This is a genomic window from Polaribacter sp., assembly GCF_965660385.1.
Lineage (GTDB): Bacteria > Bacteroidota > Bacteroidia > Flavobacteriales > Flavobacteriaceae > Polaribacter.
On the sequence record NZ_CBFHZT010000008.1, the window covers coordinates 1 to 20,830 of the forward strand.

Genomic DNA, 20,830 nt, shown 5'->3' on the forward strand with positions numbered 1-20,830 from the left:
CGAAAGTATGAAAAAAAGTGCAAAAATAGACGATAAAAAATAATTTTATGTTTTTAAATAGTTGATTTTAAGGATTATAATTATCTATAATTTCTTTTGTTTAATATAAATGTTCCCACCTTGAGTACGAAGGCTTTTCAGGGTTTTTCTTTGAAAGGCTTTTTTATTGGGTACAACATAGGTACAACAAATTAGACTTTTCATTTATTCTTATAATTTAAAACTCCCACTTTATTAAAAGTTTTAATAGTTAATCCCTCCGTTTTGAGCAGGAGATAAGTTAAACTCTACTTAATTGAATCATCAAAACGCAAAAATATTTTAGAGCTTCTATTTATGTTTTGATAGTTAAGTTATTCAGGCCTTTTACATTTTCTAAAAACCTTATAAATATAATCATAAAAACCTATATAATTATGGAACAGAGAGATTATGCAAACGAGTTAATTTCTAGAATGATCAGTGATGGATGTCAGCTGATGTTTATCTGGATGAGAAGGAGAAAAAACGTTTTGCATTAAACAAAGAAAAACCAACCCGATATGGGTTGGTTTGTTTTTTTATAAATTTAAAGTAGGGATGGAAATAGCCATTTACTCTTAATTCAATTCATTCAATTCGTTTCTAAAATACACCTAGTGGTACTAGCCTGCGGTTTAAGACCTCATCAGTTTTTTATTTTTCTAGCATTTTTCTTTAGTGATTTTGCATAATCTACATATTCCTGTACTTTAACTGGAAAGATTTTAATACTATAATTTGCAATAGTTTTGCTAGGACAATTGTTATTATAATAATTCTTTCTAAAAGTATCAATATTGTATGTTCCTCTATTCCATAAAACTTGAGGAATAGAACCATCTTTCAATTTAAATGGGCTGTTTTTAGAAGCATAAACACATAAATTTTTTATGGTTTGCATACGTGAGAAATAACTAAAAATGATATTATTATTCACATCTAATGCTACATAGCATTTTTTAATGGTATCCTTATTAAAGGATTGTCTTTTCGCTCTAATATATGTGTTGTCATTTGCTTTTAAAGAATCATAAATTTCAGTTGTTGATTTATCATCAAGACTAAGTTTTAAATCGTCATTAAGATCTTCTAAATTAAAATCTTTCTTTAAAAAGAAGTTATCCTCAATAAAAGGGAAAATACCCATTTTATGATTTTCTTTATGGGTCATATATTCTGCATTTTTAAAAGCCGCTAAGAATATTTGGTCTAATTGGCTTAAATCTTTTTTTAGTTTATCTAAAGTATCTGTCATTTGATTTAGTGTTTGTTTATCCACATTTATATGTAGAGAGTTTATAAAGTTTTTAGCGTTTTCAATTCCTTTATTCATCAAATTGTTTTTAATCTCAACATATGTTTTTAAAACTGAAAAAGAACTTCTCCCATCTTTTACATATGTTTTCATTTTGTCTAAGAAGTCCTCTTTAAATCGCTCTAATTCTTTGTTATTTCTATCTAAACTGAATTGTTCTGGTTCAGTGTGTTTTTCATTAAAATTACCCCATTGAGACACTAATAGTTTACTATATAAAATTTTTGGAATTGTTATTATTTCTGGACGTAATGCATTTTCATTTTCATCAACTTTCATCGGTTTGTAATATGCTATGTAGTTCAATTGCGTTTTCAAATCCTCTAAATCTTGAGATTTTATCGCTTCTTCGTTTTTAAAATATTCCTCTAATTCATTATTGTCTCGATTATCCTTGCTCTTTAAGTTGTAGGAAATCATCTTATACTGTTGTTTAGCCCACATCTCTTTGCATAAATTTAAAGTTTTGGGATCATCAATAGAGAGGGTAATTGAAGTAAGTGATTCATTTTTGGTAACACCTACATTAGAATCACGTAAGGAAAATAAACCTCTGATATAGTTTAAAGCTTTTAAGTTTTTTTTATTTCCTGATGCATGCCCTTGTTTAACATACATTGAAATATTCTCAATGTACATTTTACTCTTCTTTATTAACAGTTTGGAATTAGGTTTGATCAATTCTCTTAAAATTTTAATTCCTGTCTCTGTTCCATACCAATATGACAATTGTAAATGATAATGGATTAATCTATTGATAATTCGCTCATGTGAATAATGAAAATCTCCTTCAATAACATACTTATCTCCCTTTTTATCTATTGCAACTAAATTATCAATTTGATCAATTTTAGGATCCTTTACTTTATTAGAGGCTTCAACATAGAATCGACGATTGATTTCTAATTGATTTGATAAATAGATCAACGCTTTGTCGTTATTAATAAAATTACAAACCACTTTATTTTCTAATTCAATCTGATCCTTTGTCATTTTTTTTAGAGGCTTGTGATTTGTATTATACTTTGGAATTGCCAGCATTTTTGCCTTCTCACTTAGGTAATAATAACCATCGGCTGAATACAACCAATCTTCATAAACTATCGATTTTTCATCAAATTGGTTTAAGATTTGACGCTTGTTTTTATCTTGTGTGCTCATTTCACTAATTGCATCATATGTGACTGGTTTTTCATGATATCTTACTGCATCTAGTAAATGTACTTTCTCTTTCCTTTCAATTGGTTCAACTGCTGCGCTTTTTGCATTTGAATCTTTAGACAATAAAGATTGATTATATCTATTTAATCCTAAAATTACTTTTCCAGCATGGTTGTAGTTGAATTTTCTTGAAGGGAACCTCTTGTCTTCTTTGAAGAATTGAGGTAAAAATATTGTAGCTTGACACTCACGATTTCTAAATCTATTTATTGCTTGAATTGCATCAATAGCGCTTACTTTAGTATGTTTTTTTCCGAGATCTATTACAACGCCATATTTCTGTGTTGAGGTTTTTCCTTTGAGGATGTCGTCCTCTGATAACCCGTCTGTATTAATGTTTAATCCATTAAAGAAATAGGTAGTTGTTAGAATCACATCATACTCATCAAACTTTCCTGATAAAATATTTTGAGTACACTTACCTTTTGAACCTGAATAAAACAATCCTACCTTCAGATTTTTACTAAGTTTGGTTTGAATCTCCCTGATATACTTACTCATACCTTTTTTATTGTTGAAAATATGACAGACTTTTCTTCCTTTATTATGGTATTTAAGGATTTGAGAAATCACAGCATCTGTTCTTTCTGAACTATTACTTGTTTCTAAAGGTGTTAAATGTAAAACAGGAGTTTTTTTATATTTCTTATCAACTTTAATTGTTTGAAAAAGATGATCAATACCATTTGCTTTCATCATCTCTTCAATCACTAAATATTCTAAATTTGGTGTTCCAGATTGAAAAATGATTTTAGTTTTTGTGTTGGGATTACTCGCAATAAAATCGACAATTCGGTATATTAATTTTGCTATCACTTCATCTCTATAATCTAAACTGTTTGCAAAAGTGTGTGCCTCATCTATATAGATGTAATCCCAAAGAGCCATTTCTCTATTTGAGATGTTTAATAATTGATTGTAAGTAGTATGAACTGTATCTATGTTATAAAAATTAAAATCGTGCAAGCTTTTTTCATAATTTATCATTTTCTTATCTCCATCTTTGTCTTTAAATTCATCAATTACTTTATGAATCTTTGAATGAATGAAAGCTTGATTTTCTCTATTTTGAAGTATCCAGGCCTCTTTCGCAATTTGATTAACAATAGATTGAAATGGACATAATATCAGTGATTTGCCTTTTAGTTTGTATGTTGGATGACCGGCAAGACTATTCTTTCCAGAGCCACACTGACTGATTAAATAGAATATGGTTTTATCTTGATACTTGTTTTGATAAAGATTTTCCATTGTTTTTTTATCCAGATATTTTTGTGGAATAAGATTTATTTCGGGTTTGATGTTTTCAATTCTATCAAATAATGGAAGTCTTTTTCTTCCTTTATCTAAGTAGTCAGTCAGATGGTTAATAAATTCAGCTGGATCTACCTTGCTTTCACCTTTAGCATCCAATTCTTTATTTTGAATATAGTTTTCGTGGATGTTCCTGATTATTTTGAATTCTGAAACCTGTTTTGCATTTACTCCATAAGTACTGTTTAGAAAATCTTTAATCTTTTCTTGCTTTCTAACTAATTCATAAAAAGCTCCAGCTGTCATTGAATTTAATTGTTCTGTAGTGTAATCATCTTTTGACTTAATTGCCCAACGATAATCATTATGATCTTCATCTAACTTGTTAGAACCAATAGGGATCAATCTCTTTATTTGTTCAATTGCCATATCGCCAAAAGTTGCATAAAGTGTCCACCCCAATTTATTTAAGGTAGAATAATCGTTAAAGGTTTCGCTTACCCAAGTATTTATGCGAACATCTTTTGTTGCCAACTCCTCAATAAAATCGATTGTTTTTATGAATTTCTCTTTTTCATAATCAATATCATAATTTGAACTTCTATTTTGTAAGAGGTATTGGTAAGCTTTGTCGTCAGAAGATATTTTTTGACTTTTTTTAACTTTATCAATCTCTTTTCTTTTTTTTCTAATGCTCTCTTCTAGTTTTCGTTTTTGAAAATCTATTTCGATTTTAGCGACTTCAATATACTTGGAGTATCTGTTAGAATCATATTTGAAATGATTCTTTTTATCTTGGATAAAGGGTAGATAAGTTAATCGTTGCGGATCGATGGTATCAAGATCAATTTTTTTTTCAAAGGCAGGAAAAGTCTTGATCAGTTCTTTCACTCCTCCTTCATACCAGACTTTGTGGTTTTTCACTACGACCTCCTTTTTATAACTATTAAAGTCCTTTTGAAATTCATCGGAATTTCTATCAATTTGACAAAATACTTTTACACCTTTACCTCTAGGTGAAATAAAGATCATATACGGTTTTATGTTTTGCGTCCCTTTCCAAATTTTATTCATCCAAAACATTGCATCTTCTAAACTTTCTAATTTGTCAATATCGAAACAAAATCTACCAGTATGTTCAAAATTCATTTTTGAAGGGGCTCTAGTATTGGTGTCTAGAGATATCAGAGTTGCTGGCAAAAAGGGCTTTACCACACTAAGATTACCTTGAGCAGCATCTAATAATTCTTTAATTGAACCGTTTGGATCTGTCATTTCATTGATGAGGTCCTCTTCAGAAATTTTATCAGCATACATATTAGAATTCTCTCCATATGACCTGGAACTGGCATTCCAGCCTTTTGCATATTTAATATAGGTGACTAAAAACAATTCTAATTCGTTTTCTCCTATTTCATTTATTAACTCTATGAGGTTGTTTTGGTTATCTTCGATAAATTTTTGGCAATATTTATAAAGGCTTAATTTTGTTTTCTTTGGATTGAAATTCTGGGCAAGGGTTTTGATTTTTAGTTTTAGATGGTCATCAAGAATTTCAAAGTTTGCACCAGCTATAACTCTGGTAATTACTTCTGGGTTGGATAAATGAGTCGCGAAATAGATGTATTTGCTTTCTCTCATATAAAATTAATGTTTAATGAGATTTATTAATGAAATACGTGCAGTAGTTGTGGAAGCTCTATTGTTATTAAAAGAGTTATTTTTAATCCACAACTATCGACGTCATTGATAAGGATTTGAAAATTTATTAGCTGTTAATAGCTAATTTTTATTTAGCAAAACCTCATCTATAAGAGTGAGTAGTAAATCAATCCGAACTGGATTGATTTATTTTTTCTTGTTTATATACCTAAGGTCGTCAGAGAATAAAAAGGACCTCTAGATTTGATTAAGAAGTAGATTTAATAGGAGATTTTAAATGTCGCTTAAATGAGTTAAACGCCTTAATAATAAACAAATCTATTATGTCAAAACTAAGCAAGAAATGATTTTTAGAAGAATTCAGCTCAGATCCTGAATAGACAAAATAGTCCTTAAACAAGGTGGAATCGATTGGGAACTTATAAATGAATATCCATACAATTATTATGCAGCAGATAGTGGATCTGTTCCTGGTTTTATCTATTACAACCAGACAATAAATTTCGCCAAGAGGCACCATCTTAAAATTTTACAAATTCTAGATGATTTCGAAAATGAATGTGGAAAATTGGAGAGAAAACCAAGTCCTTTAGACGAAGACCTCTACTATAATTGGCTAGCCTGGTTTTCTTGGGAGAATACAATCAGTGAAGTAATCTCTTTTGTAGAAAGTGAAAATTAAAATAAATATGCAACATATAGTTGCATATTTATTTTCTTTACTTATATACTGGTGGTAAATGTGGTAAACGTGGTAAAGCTCAATGGTAGCAAGTGGTACAGCGATTATTTTAGTGGTAAGGTTTTGGTAAACGTGGTAAACTCAAATAATAAAAACTTCTTTATTAGAATCTCGCTGTAAGGTTTTTAGTGAATTATTTCTATTTTGAAGAAAGTTTCGAATGCATGAAAGAAGGCTATGATGTAATCCATAAATACAGGAAACCAAGATTATATTAATAGAAAAAAGAAGTTATTTTTGACGACTTAGGAATAGAAAGCAATGTCATGGTCGGAATGTTATAAATAGTTCTATCAATAGCTTCTGTGATAATATTAATCCTAGAAAAGCTTTAACACATTTAACCAAACACTTATTAACTTTAGAAATAGAATAATGTTACAGCATAGAAGTAGCTTAAGTGAGTTATTTAAATAAATAGCTTTTCCAAATCAAGCTAAAGACAACACAAATAACAAATATTAATTAAGTGCTATAACTTATTAAATACTGTAAATACTTGTTAATTTATAAGAACTTGTTTGAATCACTATACTTAGAGTTTTTCATAATAATTATTGTATTTTACAAGTTATGATAATTCTCTTAATTTTTTAGCAGCTTGTTCTGCAGTAATATCTCTTTGAGGTGTGCCAAACATTTCATAACCTACCATAAATTTCTTTACAGTTGCACTTCTTAATAATGGTGGATAAAAACTCATATGAAAATGCCAATGGCTATTGTCTAAGCCGTTTGTAGGTGCTTGATGGATTCCACTTGAATAAGGAAAAGATGTATTAAATAATTTATCATATGCTTTAGTAATTACTGAAATAGCTTCTGCATAATTGAATGCTTCATCATCATTTAAATCTAGAATACTTGTCTTTTGTTTTTTGGGTACAATCATAGTTTCAAAAGGCCAAACAGCCCAAAAAGGAATTAAAACTACAAAATCATCATTTTCGAAAATAATCCTTTCTTTAGATTTTAATTCTTGTTGTAAATAATCTCCTAAAAGACTCGAGTTGTTTTCTTTATAATAATTGCGTTGTTGGTCATCTTTCTTTTGTACCTCATTTGGTAAAGTAGACTGACTCCATATTTGTCCATGAGGATGAGGATTGCTACACCCCATTACAGCACCTTTGTTTTCGAAAATTTGCACATAATTTATAGTTAGTTCTTTTGCAAGTTCAGCATATTCTTTTTGCCAAGCAAAAACCACTTTTTGTATTTCTTCTGATGACATATCTGCCAAACTTTTAGAATGGTCTGGACTAAAACAAATTACTTTACAAATTCCTGTTTCACTTTGTGCTTTTAACAATCCTTCATTTATATCAAATGTTGGTGAATCTTTTTGTAATGCTGCAAAATCATTTGTAAAAACAAATACATCTTTATAATCAGGATTTACCTCACCATTAATTCTCGTATTGGTTGCACATAAATAACATTTTTCATCATAAGTTGGTCGCTTTTCATTATTTACAGCTTCATTTTGACCTTGCCAAGGTCTTTTTGCTCTATGAGGTGAAACTAAAACCCATTCTCCTGTTAAAATATTAAATCGCTTGTGCGAATAATCTTGTAGATTGGTGTTACTCATTTTTTTAAATTTTGGTTGATTATTCTACTAAATGTGTTCCTTGAGATAGTTCTATAAAATATACAGAACAATCTTTATCAAATTTATTTTTATATGCTTTGGATGCGGTTTCTGCAAATGCTTTTGCTGCTGTTTTAGCAATTAGATTTATTGTACAGCCACCAAAACCACCCCCCATCATTCTTGCTCCCAAAACATGTTTGTTCTTTTTTGCCTGAGCTACCAAAAAATCTAATTCCTTACAACTTACTTTGTATTGATCTGATAACCCTGCATGCGATTGATAAATTAATGAACCTAATAATTCAAGGTCATTGTTTTCTATAGCCTTTGCTGCTTTAATGGTTCTTGCATTTTCTTGAATAACAAATAAAGCTTTTTGATAATTGGTTGGAGTTACCTTATCAATAATTTGTTCTAAATCTGGTTCTGTTGCATCTCTTAAAGCTTCAACACCTAGTAATTTAGAAATACTTTCACAGGCAGATCTCCTGTCATTATAGGCACTATCAGACAAACTATGCTTTACATTTGTATTGATTAACATGAGTTGATGCTCTTTGAAATCTAATTTGTAAGAACTCGACTCTAAAGTTCTACAATCTAAATGCAATGCATGGTCTTTAATGCCAAACATGCTTGCATATTGGTCCATAATTCCGCAATTAACACCTACATAATTGTGTTCTGCTTTTTGAGATATGAGAATCATCTCATCTTTGGTTAATCCTAAATTAAACAATTCATTCAATCCAAAAACTACGCTATTTTCTAGTGCTGCTGAAGATGACATACCTGCACCGCCAGGAATATTTCCTCTAAAGATGATGTTAAAATCGCCAATAACTTTATTTCTATTCTGAATTTCGGCAAACACACCAAAGACGTAGTTTTCCCAACAGCCTTCTTTTGAGGGTTTAATTTTGTTTAGTTCAAAATTGATGGTACTTTCTAAATCCAAGGCAATAGCAGTAGAAGTTCCTGTATCACTTTTTTGAATAGCTGCTGCAATGCCCTTGTCTACTGCTGCTGGAAAAACAAAACCATCATTATAATCTGTATGTTCTCCAATAATATTTATTCTCCCAGGAGAAAAAATAAGTAAAGGTGCTGCATTAAAAGTTTCTAAAAAATTGTTTTTTACTTCTTTCAGTAATGCTTTGCTCATAATATATTTTTATATAAATAGATTTAAAGAAGAATTATTACAGGAATAATAACGGCATCTATTACCTCTAAAATCTGAAATGTGTTTTATAATTATTTACAACTAAAACTATTTATCATATCATTATTATGTTTAGTTTTGATTTGAATTTACCAAAACATCGCATATAAAGCCACTAAAATTAGCATCACAGCAAAAGCGCCTATATTAAACAATGGTGATGTTTTAAAAAGCTCTTTGGTAATCTCAATCCCTTTTTTATCATCTGCTCCTTTGTGTTGTATATAACTATAAACCAACATTACAGCTATGGTTATTAACAAGGTATATCCCATTTGATTCATGAAAGGAATGTCAACAAAAAGACTAGAAGTAGACCAACCTTTTGGTGCTATTTTAAAATACATCGCAATTGGAACAGAGGCAATTACTCCAATAATAGCAGATTTGTTGGTAGTTTTCTTCCAAAAAAGACCTAGTAAGAAAACAGCTAAAATTCCTGGACTTACTACACCTGTATACTCTTGTATAAACTGAAAAGCTTGATCAATACCACCTAATAAAGGTGCCATAATACAAGCGATAATTAAAGCAACACCTGCAGATAATCTTCCCATATTTACAGTAGCTTTATCACTTGCACTTTTATTGATATACTGTTTGTAAATATCCATCGTAAAAATAGTAGAGGTTGAATTTAGCATCGAAGCCAGGGAACTTACAATAGCAGCAGTCAACGCAGCAAATGCAACCCCTTTTAAACCAACAGGTAAAAATTGTAACAACCAGGGATATGTTTTATCTGCAGCACCTAATGATGGTAAGTTTTCTTGCCCCATAGCCCCTAATCTTGCCATAATTTCTGGGTCATTTATCATTACAAATGCAGCTACTCCAGGAATAACAACAATTAACGGAATTAATAACTTTAAAAATGCGGCAAAAAGAATACCTTTTTGAGCTTCTTTTAAAGATTTTGCTGCTAAAGTTCTTTGTATGATATATTGATTGAATCCCCAATAATAAAGATTTGCAACCCACATACCACCCACTAAAACAGCAAGACCTGGTAAGTTTTTATATTCTGGATTAGATTCGTCTAAAATCATTTCAAACCTTTCTGGAACTGCTTCATAAATTGCCTCTAATCCTGCTAAAAAACCTTCTCCTCCAGAAACATAATCTAAGGATAAATAAGTAGTAATTAAACCTCCGAAAATTAAAAACACCACTTGAATTACATCTGTCCAAGCAACAGCAGAAAGGCCTCCATATAAAGAATACGCTGCAGCAAATAAAGATAATCCTATAACTCCATAAATTAAAGGAACTCCCATTATAGTTTCCAAAGCTAGAGCACCCAAATACAAAACAGATGCTAAGTTGACAAATACATATAATGCAATCCAAAAGATAGCTAAGATTGTTTTTAAGTTTGTTGAATATCTTTTTTCTACAAATTCTGGAATGGTATACAAACCTTTTTCAATAAAGATGGGTAAAAAGTATTTACCAACAATAATTAAAGTTAATGCAGCCATCCACTCATAAGAAGCTATGGCCAAACCTGAAGCAAAACCAGAACCAGACATCCCTATAAATTGTTCTGCAGAAATATTTGCTGCAATTAAAGAGGCTCCAATAGCCCACCAAGGCAATGATTTACTTGCTAAAAAATAATCCTCTGCATTTTTTTGTTTTCCTTTTCTATCTCTGGAAACCCATAATCCTATTCCTAAAATCATGATTGCATAGGCAATAAATATTGCGTAGTCCCAAAATTGAAATCCTGCGTTCATTTGTTTGTTTTTTTTTTAGTTTGGTTGTTTATTACTCATTAAAAATAGTACTGAATAATTTATATGATTTAAAAAATATTTGTAAAAATAAGTTTGAAATTTATAAAATAAGGGTAAATAATGGCTCAAATGTGGGGTATTATTATTTAAAAACCAATTCTTTTACTCCTTCTTGATAATCTTTACCTCTTAAACTGATAAGTTTGTTTCATCTGTTTGGTTTTTTAGGATTTGATGTTGCCAAATTATTTTATTGTACTTTATATTCTTTAGGATTATAAAGTTGTTCAAAAGGAAAATAACCTACTTTTATACCTACTGCTTTTCTAAAATTAGTCCCTTTATAAGCTGAGATATTTAACAATCTCTACTTCTTAATGCCGTTTTTCAGTAGCTTCAATAATTAAATTATCTCTCCCTTTTGATGATTTTCCTAAAAAAGGATTTATTACATTTTTACTATCCATTGTGGTTTCTTTGGTTTCTAATAAATCAAAATAGGATTAGTATTCATTGAAAAAGTTATATAAATAACTATTCATACTCAATATATTAGGTTTATTTAAGTAAAATAGTAGCAGTGCTATTGCTAAATCTTTTTATCAAAAAACATTAGTTGTTAAAAAAGATTTAATAATGAAAATAAAGTAAACATTTCTAATTAAAGTATTCGACTATATAGAACAATTATTCCCCATTTTTTGGTACAAAAAGATTACATCTACTATAATAAGTATAATTAGTTTTACTATTGAATCAATTAAAATAGATATTATGAAAAAAACAATTACTTTTATTATTGCTATCCTTTTAGTAGGTACTATCAATGCTCAATTTAGCATAACTAATGCAGATTTTGAATCTAATACTGCTATGTCCTCTGATGGAACAAACCATTATATAGATGGCTATAGAATTGCAGAAAATAAAACCGGAATTTTTGTGGCATCAGAAAGTGGCTTAGCTCCTGGTGAAGGGAGAAACGGCTCACAAGCATTAAAATCTGTTATCAGAGATTCAAATGGAACTGGAGGTGATGTAATGTTGTTTAGCAGCAATGTAGATGTTAGTACTTATCAACCAGGCGAATATACTTTTTCTATTTGGACTAAAGTAGAGACTGAGGTGGGCAATAAAGCTCTATGGTTAGTCGTTGGTGCAAGAGATGCAGATGGAAAGGCAGTTAACGGCCTGTTGACAAGAGTTGATAATGGAGGAACTATGACAGATGTTGCAAATTGGCATAATGGATATGTAGAAGCTACTGCAACAGTTACTTTTACAGATCCATCAGTAAAAACCTTAGATTTTAGAATTATGCATGCCACTGTTAATAATACTTACTATTTTGATGATATTTCGTTATCAACTACTGCTTCGTTATCAACAAAGTCTTTTGAAACTATCGGTGTTAAAATGTATCCAAATCCTTCATCAGCCTCTGATTTTACTACCATCAAAAGTACTTCTGGTTTAGAAAATATCACTTTATATTCTTTAACTGGAAAGCAAATATTAAATGAAAAAATAAATACAAATGAATTTAGATTTGATACTTCTAAATACGCAAAAGGTATTTATTTAGTAGAAGTGGCTAACTCAAAAGGTAAATCAACCTCTAAATTGGTTATACAATAGTTTCGTTTGAATACTAAATATATAAAAAGGAAACTTTAAAAAAGTTTCCTTTTTTTAGTTAATGATATTTTTCATCAGAAAAAATAAAAATATGGTTAGATATAGAATGGTATTTACTTTTTTGTTTAATTACAAAAGCACAGAATTCCAATTCCAAAAATTTAGTTGACGGTTATCCTTTTTGGTCAACATATAAAAATACCGATATATCTGATATAAAAAATCCAAAATAGGTTGATAAAGAAGCAGTTGTAGAAGGCTGGGATTGGTCTTTACCAAACGGTATTACACCTTCTAATCGTTCAAATCTTTGTATTGCTAGGAATTTTAGTTTAAACCCACAAAAAATAGAGCAATTACCAAAGGTAAATTTTTTATCAAATCCCGTGGTTTCTCATTGGGTAAAATGGAGAGAGTTAGAACCTGTTGAAGGACAAATTAACATTGATCCTTTAATAAGAAATATACAATTAGCCACAAAAAAAGGCTATGGCTCTATTGTTAGATTTCATTTTTCTTCTACAAATTTTGCTCCAAAGTAGATTGAAAAATACAATATTCCGATACGAAAAGAGAAAAAGAAAAATCCTTTTAGCATAAATTATGAAGTAAGTCATCCAGAATTTCATAAACGATATTTAAAGTTTATCCATGCGTTGGGTAAAAGTGGAATTCAACAAATGAAAGAAGTAAAAGGCTTATTTCTTGGATATGCTTCACCTTCTAATGGTGATGAAGGTATAGGGGCGTATCATGATAAACAGTATAAAGCAAACGACAGGGTAAAACATGTTAGAAAACCAATAGATGCTTGGGCAAAAGCTTGTAAAAAAGTTGAGGATAAAGTGTTTATGGGCGGTTTATCTAATTATGGATTAAGCAAAGGATTTGGCAATAGAAGATGATTTGTAGAAATGTATTTATACCACATTCCAGATGCTAAAATTGGTCAGAAATTAGATGAAAATAATTATTTATACCTGTTGTGCATTTTAAATAATGCTGATTAAATAATGCTGATTTTAATATTGTTTATATTTCTATTAAATACAAATTTGTTTATATATTGAATAGTTGTTAACGCTGTTATTTTAGATAAAACCCTAGTTTTAAATCCACAAAAAGATTTAGCGTAATTTCTTCTAATCATAAATTGGTCACATAACTGCGAAAATAATGTTTCAATTCATTTTCTTTTCTTTCTAAATATGTAGGGTTGTTTTTTAAAGTTTTTTTGATTTTTTCTCATTGGAGTATTCAATTTTATGTTACAAGTTTCAAAAAGATTTAATTGGATTTCTGTTGATAAATATCCTTTGTCTGCTATTAAAACACAATCGCTAATTTGATTTCTAATATCTTCTAAATAATGAATATCATGCACAGAAGCTGGACTTAAATCAATACTCTGAAAAACTCCACTTATAGAACAGACCGCATGTAATTTGTAACCATAATAATTGGAAGATTGAGAGGCACAATATCCTCTGTCTGGATAGCAATAATTCACTTCCTTGCATATTTTAGAACGTGTACTTCTTGATAGTTTACAAACTTCTAAAGGCATACTATCAACAATAAAATATTCTTCAAATTCATTAAATTTAGCAGCTAATTTTAATCAAATTTCATTTAAGTGATTCACTAAATTTCTTCTCCTTTTATTGTAAACACTCCGCTCTATTTTACTTAAAATACTTTTTGGTAACTGTCTAAATAAATCCATTTCGCTGTCTATACTCATAAATTCAGCAGTAAGACTTAAACTTATCAATTCTAAATCACTTAATTTAGGTGTACGTCTTTGATAGGTTAAAAGTTGTTCTTTTGATATTTTTCTTAATACTTCCAATATTCTTTCGTAATTTGCATTTATGTTGCTCATTGTAAATGATTTGTAGTTAAATCAATTTACTGATTTTCAGTAAGATGAGCAACTATTTTATCTTAAATCATAATGCACAAGAGGTTATTTATACCTAGATGAAACCAATCCTATCATTAAAAAAAATGGATAATTTCCGAAAGAGGTTTTCGCTTTGGTAAAACCACAACATCTTTCCCTTATCGCTACTTTACCTCTAGCATACGTTTACTACAAATTCCAAGTAATTATCTGTTACACAATGAATTTTCCTTATTACCAGAAATGCTTTCTTGGGTTAGTTTTAGTTTAGGTAGAACTGTTGAAGATAGTCCAGATGCTTGGTGTTTCCTTAGAGAAAGCTATCTTAGAAAAGGAGGTGGCACGCCTGTTAAAAAATTTTGAAAGATGGGTATCTCAAAGAGATACCTTAAATTATAAAACTACACCTGTTGTTAAAATTAAGCAACCTATTGAAATGTGGATGGTAAAACCAGGAATGTATTACGATTATATTGCTAGAAAAGCGAATAAAATAGGTTTTGACTTTAACAATAAATTTGTTGCTAATCACAATAAATTTGCTATAAAATCTCCTATTTAGACGACGATACTAAATCTTGGTCTTTATTATTTAATGGAAAAAAAGGCGAAAAAAGAAAAACGTTAAAAAACGAAAATACAGGTAAAATAAAAACAGCTACATTTTTTATTAATGCTAATTTTGTTAATAAAAAATGTTTTTTGACATAGGAATATATGGGGAAGGTAATTTTGAACCCACGATTAGTTTTTTCAGAATTATAAAAATTTGATATTCTTAACAAAGAAAATCATTTTTAATTGGATAATTTTTTTTAAAAATCTCGACTAACAAAAAACACCAAATTAATGGTGTTTATTTAAAATTAATATTACATTAATTTTCGGGGGATTTTATAGTAATTAGTCTAGCTTAGTTAAGGTAAAGTTATCAAACCAATAAGTGTTAGAAAATCTGCCATGTTGAACTTGTAGTAATAAATATTTTGTGTCATCTCCAGATACTTTCACAGTAATAGATTGACGTGAATAAACATTTTCCAATCCTCTAAATGAAACAGTCCCCCCATTATCTACGGTAGAAATAGCTTCTTTTGTAATGTTTTTCTTTCTGCTATCATCAGCATTAACCACCAGCCAAAAAGGTCTCTGAGGGGTTGTTTCTTTAGATTTTACTTTGAAATCAAACTTATAAGTACCCGGACCATACGCACTAATATCTATTCTACCTAAAACTAAGGTTACCTGTGCAGTCTTACCTTCACCATCTACCACTGTAGATTTTATTGCTTGTGACCCCTCTACTCCTTCACCAATAGCTAAACCACTGTTGGCTACATTAAATTTACTTGGTTTTGAGTTCTCGTTAAACCAAATGCCCTTTATAGACCATTTTTTACCATTTCTTTTATTTTGATACATTGCACCTGTATCTTCAATATCTCCGTTTTCTAAAGGAATTATTGTTTGCGCAAAAATGAATGAACTTGAAAAAATAGCAAGTAAAATAATATTTTTTTTCATATTGTGGTTTGTTTTATTTGTTACAGGAAACAAAGTTCACTTTTTAAATTTGAAGTTGTTGCGTATTTATATTTCATTATTTGGATGTTTTTAGTTTTTAACTCAATTCTAGTTAAAAAAGTTCTTTATTTCTACTAATTATTTTTGTAACCATATTTTTTTATAAAATTGATTTTTTCTTAGCAAAAATAAACGATCAACTAGCAATTTTGAGGCTAAAACTCTTATAACAAATAGACCGATAACTTACCCTTTTTTGAGATAAAACCATGTATTTTTTTTTTAAAATAACTCATACATTTGATGTATAAATTATTTTTAAAATTAAAATATTATCTAAAAATGAAATTATTAAAAGTCATTAACCTAAGTTGGATGATTGTTTTTTCTACGGCATTTTTTTACCAATCAGAAAATAACAACAAAATTAAAGTACTTTTAATTGGAGATAGCACAACTATTGGTGGTAAAGGTATTTTTGAAACTACTATTGAAGATATTATCAATAAAAATACAGAAACTCCAAATGTTGAAGTTATAAATTCGGCATTAGGAGGAGAAACCGCTTTTTCTGTAGTTGAAAGTGGAAGATATGATAGAGATATTAAACCATTGGGTAAAATGGATTATATTTTTGTTAGATATGGAATAAATGATTCTTTCAAAAGAAAACCTGTTGAAGAAAATTTTCCTAAGGACTATAAAATTCTGATTGATAAATTAAAAACTGATTTTCCTTCTGCAAAAATTATCTTAACTACCATCATTCCTTTTTTAAGTGAAAAAGGATCTGAAATAGTAAATACAATGGTTAAAGAATTAGCTAAAGAAGAAAAGTTAGAGGTATTTGATGTATATCCATTATACAAGAGAGGTTTAGAAACTCATGGACAGAATTCAATGAATGTAAGGTTTGTACCTTTTTCTGAAATTCCAGAAGATTATAAAGATGTGGCTTTAGAATTTACATCTTATGTTGAATGGAAAAAAACAGAAATGGTAAGAGTACTAACAACAGAATTAGACCCAATTTTTGATAATGTAGATGGTTGGTATAGAGATCGCCATCCAAATCCAATGGGATATCGTTTGTTAGCATTAGAAACTGCAAATTATATCTTACCAGAATTGAAAAAGAATACCAAAGGATTATCATTATCTAAAAAAGAAGATAAAAAATTGGGCGATAAAATTTATCAGCTTGCTGCACCAAAAGAATTTGAAGCTGGTGATGAAATAAAAGTAAATGCTTCTTATGCTGCAACAGAAAAAAGAGATTTAGCTGTTTTTGTTCAATTAAATAAAGATCCTTGGACTACAGTAGCAGCATCAACAAAAAAAATTAACGAAGGAACAGGAAACGTGGAATTTAATATTATAATTCCTAAAGATGTCAAAGCAGGAGCTGAATATAAAATCTCTGTAAACATCTTGCCTTCAGGAAAAGGTTGGCCAGATAGATTAGATTCACGTACTCAAAATAATATAAAAATCTCTAACTAATAATAATTTCAAAATGAACAGAATTAAAATAATATATTTTTCAATCTTATTTTTAGCCTCATTGTCTAGTTGTAAAAAGGAGACTAAAACAGCAGAAAATACAAAACCAAATATCATTTACATTTTAGCTGATGACTTAGGTTATGCAGATGTTGGAGTATATGGGCAAACCAAAATTGAAACCCCCAATATAGATAAAATGGCTAAAGAAGGTATGTTGTTTACTCAGCATTATGCAGGAAGCACGGTTTGTGCGCCTTCAAGAAGCGTTTTAATGACTGGCTTGCACACTGGACATAGCCCTGTTAGAGGGAATAAAGAAATTATACCTGAAGGACAACACCCAATGAAAGCAGAGGCATACACTGTAGCTGAAATGCTAAAAAAATCTGGATATAAAACAGGAGCTTTTGGTAAGTGGGGTCTTGGTTTTGTGGGTACAGAAGGTGATCCAAATAATCAGGGCTTTGACGAGTTTTATGGATATAACTGTCAACGATATGCACACCGTTATTATCCATCTCACGTATGGCATAATAGTAAAAAAGTTATGCTAGAAGGAAACGAAAATTTCAAAAAAACCGAAGAATATGCAGGGCATCTAATTCATAACAAAGCATTAGAATTTATAGAAACTAACAAAGAGGCCCCATTTTTTATGTTTTATCCAAACGTAGCACCACATGCAGAGTTAATTATGCCAGAAGGTGAGATGATGGATAAATACAGAGGTAAATTTGAAGAAACACCATATGTAAATAAACGATCTGGTTCTGATTATGGAGACGAAAGTTTTGAAGTTAAGTACTATACTTCTCAAAAAGAACCAAGAACTACTTTTGCAGCAATGGTTGGTTTACTAGACAAACAAGTTGGCGAAATTTTAGATAAACTAAAAGAATTGGGTATAGATGATAATACTATTGTTATTTTCACTTCTGATAACGGTCCGCATAAAGAAGGAGGTGCAGACCCAACTTTCTTTGATAGTAATGGTGAATTAAGAGGATTAAAAAGAGATTTATATGAAGGAGGAATTCGTGTACCAATGATTGCTAGATGGCCAAGTAAAATTAAACCAAATTCTAAAACAGAGCATATTTCTGCCTTTTGGGATGTGTTACCAACGTTTGCAGAAATTAGCAATGTAAGTGCTCCAGAAAACATAGATGGTATTTCGTTTTTACCTACATTAACTGGTAATGAGCAAAAAACGCACGACCACATGTACTGGGAATTTCATGAGCAAGGAGGTAAAAAAGCAGTACGAAAAGGAAAGTGGAAAGCTGTAAAATTAAACTGTTTTTATCCAGAAAAAACAAGAGTGGAACTATACGATTTAAGTGTGGATATAGGAGAAGAAAATAATGTTGCAGCCCTTCATCCAGAAGTAGTTAAAGAGCTTTCTTTAATTATGGAAAGTGAACATGTAGAAAATGAAGATTTTCCATTTAAAGCTGAAGCTTCAAATTAATCATTAATTTATAATAAACATGAAAGGTTTTAAGGTTTTATCATTTTTTTTAGTATTCACTTTTGTTTCAAATTTCACTAAAGCAGAAGTAAAATTAGCTGATATATTTTCTAATCACATGGTATTGCAAAGAAACCTCAAATTAAAAATTTGGGGTACTGCAGATGCTAAAGAGAAAGTTAAGGTTACTTTTTTGGGGAAAAGCTATAGAACTAAAGCTGACAATAATGGAAAATGGCAAGTAATTTTAAAACCTATGGATGCTGGTGGGCCTTTTGAAATGACTGTGGAAGGCACTAATAAATTAGTTTTAAAAGATATTTTAATAGGAGATGTTTGGGTCTGTTCTGGTCAATCTAATATGAAGTGGAAACTTAAAAGAGCTAAAAATGCAGAGGAAGAAATCAACATGGCCAATTACCCTAATATTAGATTTTTTTCTGTTCCAGAGAGCGTAAGTGATACACCTTTAAACACAATACCTACTGAATCTTGGGAAGTTTGTTCACCACAAACAGCAACAAATTTTTCTGCAGTTGGCTATTTTTTTGGTAGAGATATTCACTTAGAAAAAAATATTCCTATTGGTTTAATAAACTCTAATTATGGAGGTACTTGCGTTGAGGCTTGGACATCGAAAGAATCTTTTACAAAACTTGATGGATATGAAAAGTATAAACAAAAAATCGAAAACTTCAGCATCGAAAAAGAAATCGTAAGAAAAAAAGAAGCTTTAAAAGAAAAGATAGGAGAATTTCCCCAAAAAGCAATTGGTATTACTAGCAAATGGATGCTACCTGAAACGGATAAGAGCAACTGGCTGTCGATAAAATTACCAGCAATTTGGGAAAGAGTAGGGTTTGAGGATTTAGATGGTTTGGTTTGGTTTAGTAAAGATGTAAATCTAGATGATAATCTAAACTCTAAAAAAGCAACACTTCATTTAGGAGGTATAGATGACTCTGATATAGTTTGGGTAAATGGCGTAAAAGTTGGCGAAACCAATTGGGGCTTCAATAAAAAAAGAGTGTATCATATTCCTGATGATGTATTAAAAAAAGGGAAGAATAACATTACTATAAGAGTTCAAGATAGACAAAGGCCTGGAGGCTTTAGAGCTAGACCTAAAGATTTTGCGTTAAAAATAGGAACTGATAAAATCAATTTAAGCGGAACTTGGAAACTGAAGGTTGATGAAGTTTATGAGAATTTTGAAGTATTACCAAATGAATTACCAAGTTTATTGTATAATGCAATGATTCACCCTTTAATCCCTTATGGTATTAGAGGAGTAATTTGGTATCAAGGAGAAAACAATGCAGGAAGAGGAAAAGATTATGCGATTACCTTTCCTAATTTGATAAACAACTGGCGTAAAGATTGGAATCAAGGAGATTTTCCTTTTTTATTTGTTCAACTTGCCAACTTTGGTGCTCCAGCAAAAAAACCATCTAATTCTAATTGGGCAGAACTAAGGGAGTCACAAACCAAAACACTTGAATTAAAAAATACAGCTATGGCCTTAGCTATTGATATTGGTAAGGCTTACGATATCCATCCAAAAAACAAACAAGATGTTGGTAAAAGATTGGCTCTAGCTGCAAGAAAAGTAGCGTATAAAGAAGATATTGTCTTTTCTGGACCAAAATATAAATCTGTAGAATTTAAGGGTAATAAAGCATATATCTCTTTTACTCATTTGGGGAGTGGATTAATGATAAAAGGAACTGAAAACGAGGTAAAGGAATTTACGATTGCAGGTAAGAACAAACAATTTTATAAAGCAAATGCAAAGATAGAAGGCAATAAAATTGTGGTTTGGGCAAATCAAGTAAAAAATCCAACCGCAGTTCGATTTGCTTGGGCAAATAACCCTGCTGAATTTAATTTATACAATAAAGAAGAACTACCTGCTATTCCATTTAGAACAGACAATTGGCCAGGAATAACAGATGGCAAAACTTTTGATAATTGAATTGAGGCAAAAAAAAATTAAATTAAAGATTAAC

12 protein-coding genes and 1 pseudogene are annotated in these 20,830 nt (G+C 30.1%); 7 read left to right on the plus strand and 6 right to left on the minus strand.

Annotated features, from left to right (window positions below; genetic code table 11):
- Window positions 1-667: 667 nt before the first annotated feature.
- Window positions 668-5,452 carry a BT4734/BF3469 family protein gene (locus ACTG3V_RS04075; RefSeq protein WP_439130862.1) on the minus strand — a complete coding sequence of 1,595 codons (4,785 nt, stop codon included), beginning with the start codon at window positions 5,450-5,452 and terminating at the stop codon, window positions 668-670.
- 442 nt (window positions 5,453-5,894) lie between these two features.
- Between ACTG3V_RS04075 and ACTG3V_RS04080 the strand changes: the two genes are divergently transcribed.
- Complete coding sequence (locus tag ACTG3V_RS04080; RefSeq protein ID WP_439130917.1) at window positions 5,895-6,155, plus strand: DUF7222 domain-containing protein; 261 nt, start codon at window positions 5,895-5,897, stop codon at window positions 6,153-6,155.
- 631 nt (window positions 6,156-6,786) lie between these two features.
- On the opposite strand, the gene ACTG3V_RS04085 is transcribed toward ACTG3V_RS04080, so the two are convergent.
- The 3 genes from ACTG3V_RS04085 to ACTG3V_RS04095 form a co-directional block, all read right to left on the minus strand.
- The gene (locus tag ACTG3V_RS04085; RefSeq protein ID WP_439130863.1) at window positions 6,787-7,809 is read right to left on the minus strand and encodes a UDP-glucose--hexose-1-phosphate uridylyltransferase; all 1,023 of its coding nucleotides are present in this window, start codon (window positions 7,807-7,809) and stop codon (window positions 6,787-6,789) included.
- 19 nt (window positions 7,810-7,828) lie between these two features.
- Complete coding sequence (galK, locus tag ACTG3V_RS04090) at window positions 7,829-8,977, minus strand: galactokinase (RefSeq protein ID WP_439130864.1); 1,149 nt, start codon at window positions 8,975-8,977, stop codon at window positions 7,829-7,831.
- Between the two features lie 149 nt (window positions 8,978-9,126).
- Complete coding sequence (locus ACTG3V_RS04095; protein WP_439130865.1) at window positions 9,127-10,776, minus strand: sodium/sugar symporter; 1,650 nt, start codon at window positions 10,774-10,776, stop codon at window positions 9,127-9,129.
- 774 nt (window positions 10,777-11,550) lie between these two features.
- Here ACTG3V_RS04095 and ACTG3V_RS04100 point away from each other — a divergent pair.
- Together ACTG3V_RS04100 and ACTG3V_RS04105 are read left to right on the plus strand one after the other, a co-directional pair.
- Window positions 11,551-12,414: a T9SS type A sorting domain-containing protein gene (locus ACTG3V_RS04100; protein ID WP_439130866.1), complete on the plus strand. Its 864-nt coding sequence runs from the start codon at window positions 11,551-11,553 to the stop codon at window positions 12,412-12,414.
- A gap of 680 nt (window positions 12,415-13,094) precedes the next feature.
- Window positions 13,095-13,319: a hypothetical protein gene (locus tag ACTG3V_RS04105; RefSeq protein WP_439130867.1), complete on the plus strand. Its 225-nt coding sequence runs from the start codon at window positions 13,095-13,097 to the stop codon at window positions 13,317-13,319.
- Between the two features lie 101 nt (window positions 13,320-13,420).
- Here ACTG3V_RS04105 and ACTG3V_RS04110 read toward each other — a convergent pair.
- Window positions 13,421-14,299: pseudogene (locus ACTG3V_RS04110) on the minus strand (IS982 family transposase).
- Window positions 14,300-14,600: 301 nt separating this feature from the next.
- Between ACTG3V_RS04110 and ACTG3V_RS04115 the strand changes: the two are divergent.
- Window positions 14,601-14,882, plus strand: coding sequence for a hypothetical protein (locus ACTG3V_RS04115; protein WP_439130868.1), 282 nt, complete (start codon window positions 14,601-14,603; stop codon window positions 14,880-14,882).
- A 341-nt stretch (window positions 14,883-15,223) separates the two neighbouring features.
- Here ACTG3V_RS04115 and ACTG3V_RS04120 read toward each other — a convergent pair whose 3' ends face one another.
- Window positions 15,224-15,844 carry a hypothetical protein gene (locus ACTG3V_RS04120; protein ID WP_439130869.1) on the minus strand — a complete coding sequence of 207 codons (621 nt, stop codon included), beginning with the start codon at window positions 15,842-15,844 and terminating at the stop codon, window positions 15,224-15,226.
- Window positions 15,845-16,186: 342 nt separating this feature from the next.
- Between ACTG3V_RS04120 and ACTG3V_RS04125 the strand changes: the two genes are divergently transcribed.
- The 3 genes from ACTG3V_RS04125 to ACTG3V_RS04135 are packed head-to-tail and all read left to right on the plus strand — an operon-like array spanning window position 16,187 to window position 20,796.
- Entirely contained in the window at window positions 16,187-17,347 is a 1,161-nt protein-coding gene (locus tag ACTG3V_RS04125) for an SGNH/GDSL hydrolase family protein (protein WP_439130870.1), read from the plus strand.
- Between the two features lie 13 nt (window positions 17,348-17,360).
- A complete protein-coding gene (locus ACTG3V_RS04130; protein ID WP_439130871.1) occupies window positions 17,361-18,821 on the plus strand; it encodes an arylsulfatase in 1,461 nt (486 codons plus the stop codon).
- A gap of 19 nt (window positions 18,822-18,840) precedes the next feature.
- A complete protein-coding gene (locus ACTG3V_RS04135; RefSeq protein ID WP_439130872.1) occupies window positions 18,841-20,796 on the plus strand; it encodes a sialate O-acetylesterase in 1,956 nt (651 codons plus the stop codon).
- Window positions 20,797-20,830 lie beyond the last annotated feature (34 nt).

Excerpts from the sequence above, each read along its gene's own strand:
- ACTG3V_RS04075 (WP_439130862.1), bottom strand. The coding sequence starts at position 5,452 with ATGAGAGAAAGCAAATACATCTATTTCGCGACTCATTTATCCAACCCA.
- ACTG3V_RS04085 (WP_439130863.1), bottom strand. The coding sequence starts at position 7,809 with ATGAGTAACACCAATCTACAAGATTATTCGCACAAGCGATTTAATATT.
- galK (WP_439130864.1), bottom strand. The coding sequence starts at position 8,977 with ATGAGCAAAGCATTACTGAAAGAAGTAAAAAACAATTTTTTAGAAACT.
- ACTG3V_RS04095 (WP_439130865.1), bottom strand. The coding sequence starts at position 10,776 with ATGAACGCAGGATTTCAATTTTGGGACTACGCAATATTTATTGCCTAT.
- ACTG3V_RS04100 (WP_439130866.1), top strand. The coding sequence starts at position 11,551 with ATGAAAAAAACAATTACTTTTATTATTGCTATCCTTTTAGTAGGTACT.
- ACTG3V_RS04105 (WP_439130867.1), top strand. The coding sequence starts at position 13,095 with ATGAAAGAAGTAAAAGGCTTATTTCTTGGATATGCTTCACCTTCTAAT.
- ACTG3V_RS04120 (WP_439130869.1), bottom strand. The coding sequence starts at position 15,844 with ATGAAAAAAAATATTATTTTACTTGCTATTTTTTCAAGTTCATTCATT.
- ACTG3V_RS04125 (WP_439130870.1), top strand. The coding sequence starts at position 16,187 with ATGAAATTATTAAAAGTCATTAACCTAAGTTGGATGATTGTTTTTTCT.
- ACTG3V_RS04130 (WP_439130871.1), top strand. The coding sequence starts at position 17,361 with ATGAACAGAATTAAAATAATATATTTTTCAATCTTATTTTTAGCCTCA.
- ACTG3V_RS04135 (WP_439130872.1), top strand. The coding sequence starts at position 18,841 with ATGAAAGGTTTTAAGGTTTTATCATTTTTTTTAGTATTCACTTTTGTT.